Source organism: Streptomyces sp. SM11, from assembly GCF_002910905.1.
Taxonomy (GTDB): Bacteria; Actinomycetota; Actinomycetes; order Streptomycetales; family Streptomycetaceae; genus Streptomyces.
This window is the reverse complement of sequence record NZ_NEUE01000277.1, coordinates 36711-51182: the sequence shown is the minus strand read 5'-3', so window position 1 is coordinate 51182 and position 14472 is coordinate 36711. Positions and strand designations below refer to the sequence as shown.

The 14472-nt window shown below is 72.3% G+C and carries 18 protein-coding genes and 1 riboswitch; of the genes, 10 read left to right on the top strand and 8 right to left on the bottom strand.

Annotated features, from left to right (window positions below):
- Positions 1–161: 161 nt before the first annotated feature.
- A complete protein-coding gene (locus tag B9S58_RS30315; RefSeq protein ID WP_103535144.1) occupies positions 162–1322 on the top strand; it encodes an 8-amino-7-oxononanoate synthase in 1161 nt (386 codons plus the stop codon).
- Here B9S58_RS30315 and B9S58_RS30310 read toward each other — a convergent pair whose 3' ends face one another.
- Together B9S58_RS30310 and B9S58_RS30305 are read right to left on the bottom strand one after the other, a co-directional pair.
- The gene (locus B9S58_RS30310; protein ID WP_103535143.1) at positions 1323–1589 is read right to left on the bottom strand and encodes a DUF397 domain-containing protein; all 267 of its coding nucleotides are present in this window, start codon (positions 1587–1589) and stop codon (positions 1323–1325) included.
- Between the two features lie 56 nt (positions 1590–1645).
- Positions 1646–2503, bottom strand: a complete 858-nt coding sequence (locus tag B9S58_RS30305; RefSeq protein ID WP_103535142.1) for a helix-turn-helix transcriptional regulator — start codon at positions 2501–2503, stop codon at positions 1646–1648.
- 234 nt (positions 2504–2737) lie between these two features.
- On the opposite strand from B9S58_RS30305, the gene B9S58_RS30300 reads away from it, so the two are divergent.
- Complete coding sequence (locus B9S58_RS30300) at positions 2738–3169, top strand: ATP-binding protein (RefSeq protein ID WP_103535141.1); 432 nt, start codon at positions 2738–2740, stop codon at positions 3167–3169.
- Between the two features lie 88 nt (positions 3170–3257).
- On the opposite strand, the gene B9S58_RS30295 is transcribed toward B9S58_RS30300, so the two are convergent.
- The gene (locus tag B9S58_RS30295; RefSeq protein WP_103535140.1) at positions 3258–4199 is read right to left on the bottom strand and encodes a LysR family transcriptional regulator; all 942 of its coding nucleotides are present in this window, start codon (positions 4197–4199) and stop codon (positions 3258–3260) included.
- Positions 4200–4273: 74 nt separating this feature from the next.
- On the opposite strand from B9S58_RS30295, the gene B9S58_RS30290 reads away from it, so the two are divergent.
- Positions 4274–4921, top strand: coding sequence for a LysE family translocator (locus B9S58_RS30290; protein ID WP_103535139.1), 648 nt, complete (start codon positions 4274–4276; stop codon positions 4919–4921).
- 111 nt (positions 4922–5032) lie between these two features.
- Here B9S58_RS30290 and B9S58_RS30285 read toward each other — a convergent pair whose 3' ends face one another.
- From B9S58_RS30285 to B9S58_RS39620, 3 genes are all read right to left on the bottom strand, one after another.
- Positions 5033–5503: a C40 family peptidase gene (locus tag B9S58_RS30285; protein WP_103535138.1), complete on the bottom strand. Its 471-nt coding sequence runs from the start codon at positions 5501–5503 to the stop codon at positions 5033–5035.
- A 3-nt stretch (positions 5504–5506) separates the two neighbouring features.
- Positions 5507–5690, bottom strand: a riboswitch (cyclic di-AMP (ydaO/yuaA leader).
- Positions 5691–6043: 353 nt separating this feature from the next.
- Positions 6044–6349, bottom strand: coding sequence for a hypothetical protein (locus B9S58_RS30280; protein ID WP_103535137.1), 306 nt, complete (start codon positions 6347–6349; stop codon positions 6044–6046).
- Positions 6350–6388: 39 nt separating this feature from the next.
- On the bottom strand, positions 6389–7012 hold the full coding sequence (locus tag B9S58_RS39620) for a ClpP family protease (protein ID WP_103535136.1): 624 nt from the start codon (positions 7010–7012) through the stop codon (positions 6389–6391).
- A gap of 136 nt (positions 7013–7148) precedes the next feature.
- Between B9S58_RS39620 and B9S58_RS30270 the strand changes: the two genes are divergently transcribed.
- The 7 genes from B9S58_RS30270 (at position 7149) to B9S58_RS30240 (ending at position 12584) form a co-directional block, all read left to right on the top strand.
- Complete coding sequence (locus tag B9S58_RS30270; protein WP_103535135.1) at positions 7149–7769, top strand: TetR/AcrR family transcriptional regulator; 621 nt, start codon at positions 7149–7151, stop codon at positions 7767–7769.
- Positions 7770–7906: 137 nt separating this feature from the next.
- A complete protein-coding gene (locus B9S58_RS30265) occupies positions 7907–8209 on the top strand; it encodes an urease subunit gamma (RefSeq protein ID WP_096626738.1) in 303 nt (100 codons plus the stop codon).
- Between the two features lie 14 nt (positions 8210–8223).
- Positions 8224–8535 (top strand): urease subunit beta, encoded by a 312-nt coding sequence (locus B9S58_RS30260; RefSeq protein ID WP_103535134.1) that lies wholly within the window; start codon positions 8224–8226, stop codon positions 8533–8535.
- Positions 8528–10249: an urease subunit alpha gene (locus B9S58_RS30255; protein WP_103535133.1), complete on the top strand. Its 1722-nt coding sequence runs from the start codon at positions 8528–8530 to the stop codon at positions 10247–10249. Before B9S58_RS30260 ends, B9S58_RS30255 begins: the two co-directional genes overlap by 8 nt.
- A gap of 17 nt (positions 10250–10266) precedes the next feature.
- Positions 10267–10929, top strand: a complete 663-nt coding sequence (locus B9S58_RS30250; RefSeq protein ID WP_103535132.1) for an urease accessory protein UreF — start codon at positions 10267–10269, stop codon at positions 10927–10929.
- A 120-nt stretch (positions 10930–11049) separates the two neighbouring features.
- Positions 11050–11727 (top strand): urease accessory protein UreG, encoded by a 678-nt coding sequence (gene ureG / locus B9S58_RS30245; protein ID WP_103535131.1) that lies wholly within the window; start codon positions 11050–11052, stop codon positions 11725–11727.
- Complete coding sequence (locus tag B9S58_RS30240) at positions 11724–12584, top strand: urease accessory protein UreD (RefSeq protein WP_258045137.1); 861 nt, start codon at positions 11724–11726, stop codon at positions 12582–12584. Before ureG ends, B9S58_RS30240 begins: the two co-directional genes overlap by 4 nt.
- Here B9S58_RS30240 and B9S58_RS30235 read toward each other — a convergent pair.
- Both B9S58_RS30235 and B9S58_RS30230 read right to left on the bottom strand, forming a co-directional pair.
- The gene (locus B9S58_RS30235) at positions 12533–13585 is read right to left on the bottom strand and encodes an NAD(P)-dependent oxidoreductase (RefSeq protein WP_258045136.1); all 1053 of its coding nucleotides are present in this window, start codon (positions 13583–13585) and stop codon (positions 12533–12535) included. The genes B9S58_RS30240 and B9S58_RS30235 overlap by 52 nt on opposite strands.
- A gap of 64 nt (positions 13586–13649) precedes the next feature.
- Positions 13650–14366, bottom strand: a complete 717-nt coding sequence (locus B9S58_RS30230) for a 1-acyl-sn-glycerol-3-phosphate acyltransferase (RefSeq protein ID WP_103535129.1) — start codon at positions 14364–14366, stop codon at positions 13650–13652.
- Positions 14367–14472 lie beyond the last annotated feature (106 nt).

Below are 14472 nucleotides of genomic sequence, written 5' to 3'. Positions count from 1 at the left end.
GGAACCAGACAGGAGACCCGGGCAAGGGTGTGTGTATTGCCACACCCTGACCTGCTGCGCACCCGGCTAGGGTCTGTTGGCTGCCTACAAAGGGACCGTCCGTACCGGACCGTCCGCGCGGAGCCGCCCGCCGAGGGCCCGCCTACCCAAGGGACCGCCCCATGTCCTTCGCCCCGTTCGACTGGATCGACGCCGAGGCCTGCCGCCGGGCCGCCGCCGGACTCGTACGCACCCTGCGTCCGCGCGGCGCCGACCCGGAGCTGCTGGACCTCGCGAGCAACGACTACCTGGGCCTCACCCGGCACCCGGAGGTCACCGCCGCCGCGGCCGCCGCCGCCCATCGCTGGGGGGCGGGGGCGACGGGGTCCCGGCTGGTCACCGGCTCCACCGCCCTGCACGCCGAACTGGAACGGGACCTCGCCGCTTTCTGCGGTTTCGAGGCGGCCCTCGTGCTCTCCTCCGGGTACGCGGCCAACCTCGCCGCGCTGACCGCACTGGCCGGGCGCGGCTCGCTCATCGTCTCCGACGCGGGCAACCACGCCTCGATCGTGGACGGTTGCCGGCTCTCCCGCGCCGAGACCGCCGTCGTTCCCCACGCCGACCCGGACGCGGTCGCCAAGGCGCTGGGGGCACACGAAGGGCGGACCCTCGCCGTCACCGACTCGGTCTTCTCCGTCGACGGCGACGCCGCCCCGCTCCCCGCACTGGCCGAGGTCTGCCGCTCCGCGAACGCCGCGCTGCTGGTCGACGACGCCCATGGCCTCGGCGTTCTGGGTGACGGCGGCCGCGGCGCACTCGCCGCGGCCGGGCTGGCGGGCGGCGACGGGGCCGTGGCGACGCTCACCCTCTCCAAGTCCCTGGGCAGCCAGGGCGGAGCGGTCCTGGGGCCCGCCCGGGTCATCGAGCACCTCGTCAACACGGCCCGTACGTTCATCTTCGACACCGGACTCGCCCCGGCGGCGGCCGGTGGTGCGCTCGGCGCCCTCGGGGTGCTGCGCCGGGAGCCCGAACGGGCGGCCCGCGCACGTGAGGTCGCCCGTTTGCTGTACGGAGAGCTCACCGCCGCCGGTCTGACCGCGGTCCGGCCCGACGCGGCCGTCGTCTCCGTCCGCGCACCCTCGGCGGACGCGGCGGTGCGCTGGGCGGCCGACTGCCGCGCGGCCGGAATGGCGGTGGGCTGCTTCCGCCCGCCGTCGGTACCTGACGGCGTCTCCCGGCTGCGGCTGACGGCCCGGGCCGATCTGACCGAGGAGCAGATCACGACCGCGGTGGCCACGATCGTCGCGACCGCTCCCCGGCAGGCGAACGGCCGGGTCGGCTGATCAGCCGACCCGGTGCGGGTCGGCTCCGTGCGGGCCGAGTCCGGTCACGAACGTGCTCCAGGCCGCCGCCGTGAAGCGCAGCGGCGGCCGGTCCACGTCCTTCGAATCGCGTACGGCGAGGAACGCGCCGCCGAGCCGAGCGGTCTCCACGCAGTTGTTCATCCCGGTCGAGCGGCTGCTGCGCCGCCATTGCGGGACGGGCGGCGCCACGAAGGACGGCGGCGGCGCGACGGACGATGTGACGGGCGGTGCGGGACGGTCGGGCATGGTGCCCCCTCGGGCAGTCGGACGGTCCGGCGGAACCCGACCGGACGGCCCGGCTCCTACTGGCCGCGGCTGATCGCGGTGATGTGGTCCAGCGAGCGCTCGGGCGACAGCGCGTGCGCCTGCGAGGTACGGAAGGCCGAGCTGTACGCCTCAAGGTCTTCTTTCCGTTCCAGATAGAGGCTACTCGTCAAGTGGTCAAGAACGACCACATCCAGATCGGAAATGTTCGGGAAGGAGAAGATAACGAAAGGGCCGGTGAGTCCGACGTAGCCGCCGACCGAGAACGGCAGCAACTGCAGTTGTACATGTGGAAGTTGGGACACCTGTCGTAGATGCTGCAACTGATCCCTCATCACCTCCGGTCCGCCCACCTCGCGATGGAGCACCGCCTCGTCCAGCACGGCGGTGAAGCGCAGCGGCGGGCTCGCGCGCAGCACCCGCTGGCGGGTCAGCCGGACCTCGACCAGGGAGTCGAGCCGGCCGTCCGGTAACCCGTCCAAGGAGGCGCGGGTCACGGCCCGTGCGTAACCGGCGGTCTGGAGCAGTCCCGGCACCACCGAGGTCTCCAGCGTCCGGACCGTACTGGCCTGCGACTCCAGACTGATGAAATCGCGGTACTGCGGTGGGATCAGCCCCCGGTAGGCATGCCACCAGCCCGAACCGCCGCCGCCCGCCGACCCCGCGAGGACTTCGAGCAGGTAGCGCAACTGGGAGTCGCGCACCGCGTAGACGTCCAGCAGCCGTGACACGTCGGCAGGCGTCACCCCGCTCGCGCCCGTCTCGATACGGCTCACCTTCGACTGGTGCCAGCCGAGCAGCCGCGCCGCGTCCCGGCTGGTCAGCCCGGAGGCGCGGCGCAGGCTCCGCAGCTCCTCACCGAGCTTGCGCCGCCGGACGACGGGGCCGTGCGGCATGCCGGTCTCCTTCTGCTGTCGGGGAGGGCCGGTCCGTCACCGGAGCGGCCCGCAGAGGGGCCAGTGTGCCGTCCGTCCACGCCGTACGGGTCCCGAATTCACCGCTTCGAGCGACAGATATATGCATATCTTGGCCGAACGTCGTTACAGGGAGCTGCATCAATGGCAATCTGGCGCGAAGCACAATCCTGGCCGACCGCCGGTCGGCCGGGGCGGGAAAGGGGCGGCGTCGCCATGGCAGACCATCAGGAAGCAACCGTCACTCTGCCGAGCGATCCGGTCTCGGTCTCCTCGGCCCGCAGACATGTCGCCAGGACCCTGGCCCAATGGGGCCTGCCCGACGACACCGAGTTCGCCGACACCCTCCGGCTGATCATCTCGGAGCTGGCCACCAACGCCGTCCAGCACACGTTCGGCCAGTCGCCCACCTTCACCGTGGACCTGCGCCTCGAACGCGACGAGGAGCTGTACCTCGGCGTCACGGACAGTCACCCCCGCTGGCCCCAGCGACTGCCCGCCGCCGTACGGCAGGACAACGGCCGGGGCATGGTCATCATCCGGTCGCTGGCCAAGGAGCGCGGCGGGCGGCTCCAGGTCACACCGACCGCCGAGGGTGGCAAGACGGTCTGGATCGTTCTCCCGTGGGTCGTTCCGGTCCAGGGCTGACCCCACAGGTCCGGGGCCGGCCCGCAGGGCTGAACAGCCGGGGAGGATCAGCCCGCTGACATCCTCGGGGCCGGTCCGGTCGGGCGGTTCAGCCCTGCGGGGGCCGGTTCGCGGCCGGGGCCGTGTTCCTCCGGCCGAATCCGCCGCGCAGCAGCGCCAGCAGCGTCGCGGCCGCGGCGGTCGACCGGTCGCCCCGGTGCACGACCGAGATGGTCCGGCGGAACGACGCGGGCTCCAGCCGCCGGACCGCCAGCGGAGCCGCCGCCATCGAGGCGACCATCTCCGGCACCACCGCCACCCCGAGCCCCGCGCTGACCAGCGCGCACACCAGCGCGTACCCCGGCGACTCGCAGACCACCGCGGGGGTCGCCCCGGCCTCGGCGAGCGCGTTCTCGACCCCGCGCCGGGGCGGATGCGTGGGTGCGCTGCTGATCAGCGGTCGCCCGGCCAGTTCGGTGACCGGCAGCCGGCCGGTGCCCTCGGAGAGCCGGTGGCCCACCGAGGTGACCAGCACCAGTTCCTCGACCAGCAGGGGTTCGACGAGCACGCCCACCGGCAAAGGGCCCGCAGTCGCCGGTTCGTAGGCGTGCGTCAGGGCGAGGTCCACCTCGCCCGCGACCACCGCGGCGACCCCGCCGGGCGGTTCGTAGTCGGCGACGGCCAGCTCGACCTCCGGATGGGCCCGCCGGAAAGCGTTCAGGACCGGCGGCAGCAGATGGATCCCGGCCGTCGTGAACGTCCCCACCCGCAGCCTGCCGCCCGAGAGCCCGGCCAGCTGCGCCAGCTCGTGGCGTGCCTGGTCCAGTTCGTCCAGGACTCGCCGGGCCCGGCCCGCCAGCAGCTCGCCCGCAGCCGTCAGACGTGCCCCGCGATGGTGGCGCACCAGCAGCGTCGCCCCGGCCTCCCGTTCCAGCTTGGCCAGCTGCTGGGAGAGCGCGGGCGCCGTGTAGCCCAGGCGGGCGGCGGCCCGGGTGATCGATCCGGCCTCCGCGACCGCCACGAGTGCCGCGAGCCGTGTCGGGTCGTACATGAAAGCGTTCCTTTAGGCAGACCCAGAAGATTGCAAGTACACGCTAAAGGCTCCGCCGGTCCAAGGTGGACCTCATGGACGCACAACTGATCGCCTTCACGGGGGTCGCCGCCGGTATGGTCGCGCTGCCCGGCGCCGATTTCACCGTCGTCGTACGCAACGCCCTGGCCTCGCGCACCGCCGGTCTGGCCACCGCGCTCGGCGTCGCCGGAGGGCTGCTGGTGCACACCGCGCTCGCGGTCGCCGGACTCGCCGCGGTGCTGGTGACGATGCCGGTGCTCTTCCGTACCGTCCAGTTGCTCGGCGGTGCGTACGTGCTCCACCTCGGGATCAGCGCGCTGTGCGCGGTCCGGCGTCGCGGCCCGGAGGACGGCGACGGAACATCCGAGGACGTGCCGGGGCGGCCCGTGCCCAAGGAGTTCGGACGCGCGCTGCGCCAGGGGTTCCTGACCAACGCGCTCAACCCGAAGGCCCCGGTCCTCTTCCTCAGCCTGCTGCCGCAGTTCGTGCCCCACGGGCAGCCGCCGCTGCCCCGGACCCTGCTCCTCGCGGCCCTCGTGGTGGTGCTGGCGCTGATCTGGTTCCCGGCCGTGGCCCTGCTCGTGGACCGGCTGGGCCGGTGGCTGCGCCGCCCGCGCACCGCCCGCGCCATCGAGGGCGGCAGCGGTGTGGCGCTCACCGGTCTGGGTCTCGCGCTGGTCACCGGCCCGCTGCTGCGCTGAGAACGCCGTGGGCGTACCCGGCGGCACCAGCAGACCCGCCGGCCCGGGCAGCCCGGGCTGCCCCGAAGAGGGCCGGGGCCGCCCCAACGGAAAGAGCGTCCGGCCGACGGGTCAGCGGACCCGTCCGTACCAGACGCTCTTGGACCAGATTTTCGCCAGTCGCACCACGTCCCCCGATTTGGGGGAGTGCCAGATCTTCCCGGCCCCGGCGTAGATGCCAACGTGGTAGACGCTGCGCCCCGAATGGAAGAAGACGAGGTCGCCGCGTTTGCGCTGCGACTTCGCGATGTGGCGGGTCTTGTTGTACTGCTGCTGTGCCGTGCGGGGAAGCCTCTTCCCGGCCTTCTTGAACGAATACAGCGTCAGCCCCGAACAGTCGAAGCGACGGGGGCCGGATGCTCCGTACTTGTAGGGAGCCCCCTTCTTCGACGCGGCCACCTTCAGGGCCTTCGTCGAGTGGGTGGCGGCCTCGGCGCCACTCACCAGGCCGGGCGTCAGCATCGTGGACGTCACGGCCAGGGTGAGTACCGAGGCCGTACCGACCCGGGCGAACAGAGACGGGACATGAACCTGCGCAGACATGCGCAACCCTTCGTCAGCCGCCTGTGAAGGATGACCTGTCGGGTTCGGGCTGGCGAAGTTGCCCGGCCGCGTCGCGGCTTCACCCCGAGGGATTCCGGTCTCCCGGTCGGCCCGTTGTGCTCGGGTCCTCCACTCCTGCCGATCCACTTCTGTCGACCAGTCATCCGGGAGGCGGCAGGACTCGGCGTCCGCCCGGACCGCCCCGCCGCGGTGGCGGGGGCTTGTCGTCCCAGGGATCTTGACTCACTCGGTGCCGGATTTCCGAGCTGAAACAGTGGTTTGTGAGTCTCCTCACCACTGATCCATTCAGGTGGACAGGTCGGATTCACGCTCGCCCACGAGCCCGGCGCACACCCTCGTACCAGCGACGAAAGAGCACAATTCGAGTACGCACCGCGTGCCGAACGCAAGTTGAGCCGTCGCTCGCACGGGTGATCGCCTACGCCGGACGAGCGAGGCGAATCGATCGCGGGACCGGGCGTGTCGTGCGCGGGGTCGACCGGCCCGCTCCCGCACGGCGCTCCACGCGCGCCGAGCCGGTCAGTTCGCGGTCGGCGGGATCGCGACCCTGCCCGCCCTGCGCTCCCCGTCCAGGACGCGCAGGGTCCGCGCCAGGGTGGCGGCGTGGATGCGCGACTCGCCGCGCTCGTGCATCAGGGTCAGGGCGTCGCGCAGCGCGGCCGCCCCGGATGCCAGGGCCTGGGCGGCCCGCAGCGCGCTGTAGGTGTCACTGCCGTGGGCCGGGTTGATCCGGCCCAGCTGGTCGAGCACGGCCAGATAGCAGTCGACGAACTCGCCCTCGGCGCGGGTCAGTGCGGGCAGGGGCGGGAACTCGGGTGGCTTCATCGGCGGGTTCACCTCGCGTCGTACGGGCGGCCGGGAGAGTCAGCGGCTCCCCACGACGTGGTCGACCAGCCCGTAGGCGGCGGCGGCCTTCGCGTCGAGGATGGTGTCGCGCTCGATGTCGGTGGTGATGCGCTCCGCGGTCTGGCCGGTATGCCGGACCAGCATGGCTGCGAACATCTCGCGGGTGCGCACCAGTTCGCGCGCGTGGATCTCCAGGTCGGACGGCTGGCCCCGCATCGGCTCCTCCAGCGCGGGCTGCTGAATGACTACCCGCGCGCCGGGCAGTGCATGTCGGCGCCCCTTCGCCCCGGCCGCCGTCACGGCCTCGCGCAGCAGCTGGGAGACGACCGGGCTCGCCGCCGATGCGGTGAGCAGGTGCGGCCCCTGCGGGGTGACGACGACGGCTCCGTATACGGCCCGGTCCTCGATCGCGGCGCGGGCGGCGGCCTCGTCGTCGAAGCGGTGCACCTCGAAGGCGCCGTCGCGCTGCTCGAAGCGCTGCTCCAGTTGCTGGGCGGCCGGTGCCGCGCCCGCCACCCCGACCGGGAGGTCGCGCGGCGCGATCCGGGCGGCGGGCCAGGCGAAGGCCCAGAGGGCGAGCGTCACCATCAGGGGGACCAGCAGGATCACCGCCACCGCGCGGCGGTTGGATGCGGTGGACATGAGGAGGCCTCGATTCGTGGAGTGATGGTTGTGGCGACGGATTCATAGAGAAGGATCGTTCGTTTTATGACCTGGTTCCACTGTCGGCACGCCGTGCTCGATTGTCCAGAAGGAATGTTCGTTCTAGATTGAGGTCATGGCTCGCGTATCCCAGGAACACCTCGACGCTCGTCGCCGTCAGATCCTCGACGGGGCGGCACGCTGCTTCGCCCGCAACGGATTCCACGGCACGTCCATGCAGGACGTCCTCAAGGAGGTGGGGCTGTCCGCCGGAGCGGTCTACCGCTACTTCCCGGGCAAGGAGGACATCATCGCGGCCATCACCGAGGAGACCTTCGCCGTCATTCGCGGGGCCTTCGAGGAGGCGGCCCGCATGACGCCGCCGCCCACCCCGGACGCGCTGCTCGGCCGTGTGCTCGGCGGGGTGCTCGCGGGGGAGGTGCACGGACTGGAGCGGCGGGCCTTCGCCGCGCTCGTCGTCCAGCTCTGGTCGGAGACGCTGCGCGACGAACGGCTCGCCGCGCTGGTCGACGACGGTTACGCGACCATGCGCGTCGTCTGGACGAAGCTCGTCGACACCTACCGCTCCGCCGGGATCCTGGCGAGCGATGTGTCCGGCGACCACGTGGCGCGCACGATGATCGCGACAGCGCAGGGCTTCATCGTGCAGGAGGCGCTCTTCGGGGACGTACACCCCGAAGTGCCGGAGAACGGGTTGCGCGGGCTGATGTCCATGAACCCGCCAAAGGTCAGTTAACGCAACGGAAAAGCTTCCGCCCTAACGTGCAATGCCTGGTCGCGAGGGCCCTTTTCGCGTTCAACGAATTGTTGAACGGGGGTAGGGTCCCGCTGCGTCCGGACCCTGAGCCGGACGGAAGACGATGAGGTGGAAGCGTGCAACTGACCCCGCACGAGCAGGAACGTCTGCTCATCCATGTGGCCGCCGACGTGGCCGAGAAGCGCCGGGCACGCGGGCTGCGGCTCAATCACCCCGAGGCCGTCGCCCTGATCACGGCCCACCTGCTCGAAGGGGCCCGGGACGGCCGCACCGTCACCGAACTCATGGCGTCCGGCCGCAAGCTGCTCACCCGGGACGAGGTCATGGACGGCATCCCCGAGATGCTCCATGACGTCCAGGTCGAGGCCACCTTCCCCGACGGCACGAAGCTCGTCACCGTCCACGACCCGATCGTCTGACGGGGGCGACACCGATGATTCCCGGAGAGATCCTGTACGGGGACGGGGACATCCCCCTCAACGAGGGGCGGGCGGTCACCCGCCTCACCGTCCTCAACGCCGCCGACCGGCCCGTCCAGGTCGGCTCCCACTACCACTTCGCCGAGGCCAACCCCGGACTGCGCTTCGACCGCGTCGGCGCCCGCGGCCTGCGGCTGAACATCGCCGCCGGCACGGCGGTCCGTTTCGAACCCGGCATCCCCGCCGACGTCGAACTCGTCCCCCTCACCGGCCGCCGCGTCGTCCCCGGCCTGCGCGGCGAAACCGGAGGTGCCCTCGATGCCTGACCTTGAGCGAGCCGTCTACGCCGATCTGTTCGGCCCCACCACCGGCGACCGGATCCGGCTCGCCGACACGGGTCTGCTCGTCGAGGTCGAGGAGGACCGCTCGGGAGGCCCCGGACGCGCGGGCGACGAGGCGGTGTTCGGCGGCGGCAAGGTGATCCGGGAGTCCATGGGCCAGGCCCGCACCACCCGGGCCGAAGGCGCGCCGGACACCGTCGTCACCGGGGCCGTCGTCATCGACCACTGGGGCATCGTCAAGGCCGACATCGGCATCCGGGACGGCCGGATCGCCGGCATCGGCAAGGCCGGGAACCCGGACACCATGGACGGCGTCCACCCCGACCTGGTGATCGGCCCCGAGACAGAGATCATCGCGGGCAACGGGAGGCTGCTCACCGCCGGAGCGGTCGACGCCCACGTCCACTTCATCTCGCCCACCCTCGTCGACCAGGCGCTCTCCAGCGGCATCACCACCCTCGTTGGCGGCGGCACCGGACCCGCGGAAGGCACCAAGGCCACCACGATCACGCCCGGACCCTGGCACCTCGCCCGGATGTTCGAGGCGCTGGAGACCTTCCCGGTCAACATCGGGCTGCTCGGCAAGGGCAACACGATGTCGCAGGAGGCCATGGACTCCCAACTGCGCGGCGGTGCGCTGGGATTCAAGATCCACGAGGACTGGGGTGCCACGCCCGCCGCCATCGACGCCTGCCTCACCGTCTGCGAGCGGACAGGCGCGCAGCTCGCCATCCACACGGACACCCTCAACGAGGCCGGGTTCGTCGCCGACACCCTCGCCGCCATCGCCGGCCGGACGATCCACGCGTACCACACCGAGGGAGCGGGCGGCGGTCACGCACCCGACATCATCAGCGTGGTCTCCGAACCGTACGTCCTGCCCAGCTCGACCAACCCCACCCGGCCGCACACCGTCAACACCATCGAGGAACACCTCGACATGCTGATGGTCTGCCACCATCTGAACCCCGCGGTCTCCGAGGACCTGGCGTTCGCGGAGTCCCGTATCCGGCCCTCCACCATCGCGGCCGAGGACATCCTGCACGACCTCGGCGCCATCTCGATCATCTCCTCGGACTCCCAGGCCATGGGCCGCATCGGCGAGGTGATCCTGCGGACCTGGCAGACCGCCCATGTGATGAAGAAGCGGCGCGGCGCCCTGCCCGGGGACGGCCGGGCCGACAACCACCGGGTCCGTCGCTACGTCGCCAAATACACCATCAACCCGGCGGTGGCACAGGGCCTGGACCGGGAGATCGGCTCCGTGGAGACCGGCAAGCTCGCCGACCTCGTCCTCTGGGACCCGGCGTTCTTCGGCGTCAAGCCGCAGACCGTCATCAAGGGCGGTCAGATCGCGTACGCGCAGATGGGTGACGCCAACGCCTCCATCCCGACGCCCCAGCCGGTCCTGCCCCGACTGATGTTCGGCGCCCTGGGGCGGGCGGCCGCCCACAGCTCGTTCAACTTCGTCTCCGCCGCGGCGATCGAGGACGGGCTGCCCGAACGGCTCGCCCTGGACAAGCGGTTCGTGCCGATCACCAGCACCCGGGGGGTCACCAAGGCGGACATGCGGGAGAACGACGCCCTGCCGCGGGTGCACGTCGACCCCGACAGCTTCGCCGTCACCATCGACGGCGACCCGGTCGAGCCCGCACCCGCGGTGGAACTGCCCATGGCCCAGCGTTACTTCCTCTTCTGATCCGGCGGACCGAACCCATGTCACGCGCTGCACTCCTGGTCCTCGCCGACGGCCGGTTCCCCGCCGGGGGGCACGCCCACTCCGGTGGCGCCGAACCGGCCGTCGCCGAGGGCCGGATCCGCGACGCCGCCTCCCTCGCCGACTTCTGCCGGGGCCGTCTGCACACCGCGGGCCTCACCGCAGCCGCCCTCGCCGCGGCGGCCGCCCACAGCCTCGACCCACTCGCCCTCGACGAGGCAGCCGACGCCCGCACACCCTCGCCCGCCCTGCGGACCACCGCGCGCAAGCTGGGCCGGCAGATGATGCGGGCCGCCCGCGCCACCTGGCCGAGCCCCGAACTGGACGCGCTCGCCCTGGCCCGGCCGCGCGGCGCCCACCAGCCCGTCGTCCTCGGGCTCACCGCACGGGCGGCGGGCCTGGACCCCGTGGACGCCGCGCACTGTGTCGCGTACGAGACCGTCAGCGGCCCCGCCACCGCCGTCGTCCGCCTCCTCTCCCTCGACCCCTTCCACGCCACCGCCGTACTCGCCCGGCTCGCCCCCGAGCTGGACCGGGTCGCCGAACAGGCCGCCGAGGCCGCCCGGCAGGGCATCGACGCCCTGCCCGCATCCTCGGCCCCGCTCCTCGACATCACCGCCGAGGCACACGCCGCCTGGCCGGTCCGCCTCTTCGCCTCGTAACCCGCGCCCGCCTGTCGGCCGCACTCAGCCTTCCGCCCCGCACCCAGCCTCCCGCCCCGCACCCACGCTCGCGGCCCCGGACCCCACCTTCCGGCCCGCACGCTTCCGACAGGAGCCCCCATGCACCTCGGCCACTCCCACGACGGCCCCGCCGCCGTCAGCGCCGACGCCACCCGCCCCGACGGCACCCGGCGCGCCTTGCGCATCGGCCTCGGCGGCCCCGTCGGCTCCGGCAAGACGGCCACCGTCGCCGCCCTCTGCCGCGAACTGCGCGACCGGCTCTCCATCGCCGTTGTCACCAACGACATCTACACCCAGGAGGACGCCGACTTCCTGCTCCGGCAGGCGGTCCTGCCGCCCGAACGGATCCAGGCCGTCGAGACCGGCGCCTGCCCGCACACCGCGATCCGCGACGACATCTCCGCCAACCTCGAAGCCGTCGAGGAGCTGGAGGAGACGACCGGCCCGCTCGACCTGATCCTCGTGGAGTCCGGCGGCGACAACCTCACCGCCACCTTCTCCAAGGGACTGGTCGACGCCCAGATCTTCATCATCGACGTGGCCGGCGGCGACGACATCCCCCGCAAGGGCGGCCCCGGCGTCACCACCGCCGACCTCCTCGTCGTCAACAAGACCGACCTCGCCTCCTACGTCGGCTCCGACCTGGAGCGGATGGCCCTGGACGCCAAGAAGCAGCGCGGCGAACTCCCCGTCGCCTTCACCTCCTTGACCTCCGCCGAGGGCGTCGGCCCGGTCGCCGACTGGGTGCGGGTGCGGCTCGCCGCCTGGACAGCATGAACGTCCGAGCGGCGGCCCGGCTCCGCGCCGAGCCCGACGGGCGGGGCGGGACGGCCCTGCCCGTCCTGGAGAGCGACGGGCCGCTCGCCCTGCGCCGCACCCGCTCCCCGCTGGCCACGCACGCCCAGGTCACCGTCGTCGGCGCGATGAGCGCCCCGCTGAACGGCGACCGGCTGGCGATCGAGGCCGACATCGTGGACAGGGCGTGCCTCACCGTGGACTCGGCGGCGGCCACCGTAGCCCTGCCCGCAGCACGGGCGGACGGCGGGCCGTCCACGTACACCGTTGACCTGAGCGTGGGGGAGGGGGCCGTACTGCACTGGCTTCCCGAACAGCACGTCTCCGCCCACGGCAGCGACCTGCGCCTGACCACCCGGGTCCGACTCGCCGCCACCGGGCGGCTGCTGCTGCGCGAGGAGCAGATCCTCGGCCGGCACGGAGAGCCCACCGGCGCGCTCACCACCCGGCTCACCGTCCACCGCGCGGGCCGCCCCCTTCTGGACCAGCAACTGGCCTACGGACCCGGCGCGCCCGGCGCGCCCGGCGGCTGGGACGGCCCCGCCGTCCTCGGCGGCCACCGGGCCGTCGGCCAACTGCTCCTCGCCGACCCGGCCCTCGGGGACGCCCCGCTCCCCGCGCGCCTCCTCGGACCCACCGCCGCACTCAGCCCGTTGGCCGGCCCGGCCGTCCTGGTGACCGCCGTGGCCGCCGACGCCCGCCTGTTGCGCGGAATCCTGGACGACGCGATGCATGAGCTGCTGGACGGGCTCAAGGAGGACCACGACGCGGGCCGGCCCGTCGTCGCTCAACGGCGGCCCCGGTCGTACGCCTCCAGCCAGGCGTCCTCCGCCGCATAGTCGAAGAGCCACTCGCCGTAGTTGGCCAGCATCTTCGGGAACGCCTCCCGCCAGTCGCGCGCCGCCAGCTCCCCGGCGAGCCACGCGACCGTTTCCGGCAGCGACTCGACGTATCCGGTCACCGGGCGGTACCCGAGCTGCTCCTCGGCGGCCGTCATGTCGTAGACCACGGGGTGGGCGCCGCTCCACGGGGTCACCCCGACCTGCCCCTCCGGGGAAGCGCCGTCGACCAGCACCGTCTCCGTCTCCCGCCCGAGCACCGCGTCGATCGCCGACGCGATCTCCGCGACCTGAGGAGCCTCGGGATCGGCCGCGTTCAGCACACGCGATCCCGGCTTCAGGGCGGCCAGCCGGATCAGCTCCGCCGCGTTGGCCACATGCACCGGGTGGAAGCGGCTCTTCCCGCCGTACGCGAGGACCCTGCGCCAGCGCCCGTCGAGCAGCCGCTTCACCACGTACAGCTCGCGCGGTGTCCGGCAGTACGGGCCGTGGACCGCGCCCGCGCGCAGCAGCGTCACCGGCAGCGCCTCGCCCGCCGCCAGCAGCTCCCGCTCCAGCAGGACCTTCCGCGTCCCGTACGTGGCGTCCCCCGGCGCCACCGTGCGCTGGGTCTCCGGCAGTGGCACCGGGTAGCGGGGGAAGCCGTCGGGCGCCGCCTGGGTGTCGAAGCTGTGGCCCCGGTCGTCCTCGTACACCGCCCCGCTGGAGATCACGACGGCCGAGCCGATCCGGCCGGCCAGTCCCGTCAGCTGCCGGGCGTGCGCGCCGCCGAACGCCACCACGTCGACCAGTACGTCACAGCCGTCGCCCAGCGCCCTGCCGAGCGCCCCCTCCTCGTCCCGGTCGAGCGCCACCGCCCGGACTCCGGCATCCCAGCCCTCGTCCCGGCAGCCGCCGCGCGAGGCCGCGGTGACCTCCCAGTCGTCCGCGGCCAGCGCCCGCACCGCGGCCCGCCCGATCTGGCCCGTCGCTCCCAGCACCCATGCGTGTCCCTTGCTCATGGGGCCGACGCTAGGGGAGCGGGCCCGCCCGGACGGGGCCGCTCTGCCGGTGGCGTATTCGCCGTCAGCGTCGCAGCTTCGGGAACTTCCTCGGTGGCGTGGCCTCCTGCTCGGCCGCCTTCACCTTGGCCGCGTACTCGTCGACGTACTCCTGGCCGGAGAGTCCGAGGATCGCGTACATGATCTCGTCCGTCACGGCCCGGATCGCGGCCTTCTGGTTCTCCATGCCCGCGTAGCGGGAGAAGTCCAGCGGTTCACCGAAGCGGATCGCGACCCGCTTGATCTTCGGCACGACCTGGCCGGGCGGCTGGATCTCGAAGGTGCCGACCATGGCACAGGGGATCACCGGCACCTGTGCGGTGATCGCCATCACCGCGACCCCGACCTTCCCTTTGTAGAGCCTGCCGTCGTGCGAGCGGGTGCCCTCCGGGTAGATCCCCAGCAGTTCGCCCTTGCTCAGCACCCCGAGCCCCTCGCAGATGGCCGCCTGCCCGGCGTCCTTGCCGGACCGGTCCACCGGGATCTGGCCGGCGCTGCGGAAGAAGGCCGCCGTGAGCCGGCCCTTGAGCCCCGGGCCCGTGAAGTACTCGGCTTTCGCCAGGAAGGTGATCCGGCGCTTGATGATGGCCGGCATCAGGAAGTGGTCGGAGAAGGAGAGGTGATTGCCCGCGACGATCGCCGCGCCGTTCTCCGGAATGTTCTCCAGGCCTTCGATACGGGGCCGGAACAGCAGCCGCAGCACAGGCCCCAGCACGACATACTTCAGGACGTAATAGAACACCTTGCGGGCGCACCTCGCTCTGCCGGACCGACTCAGGACTGCGTACTACCAGGTCACGGTGGTGTCGGGGCCCCGCACACGTGGGGCCCCGGCACCACCATGCGAC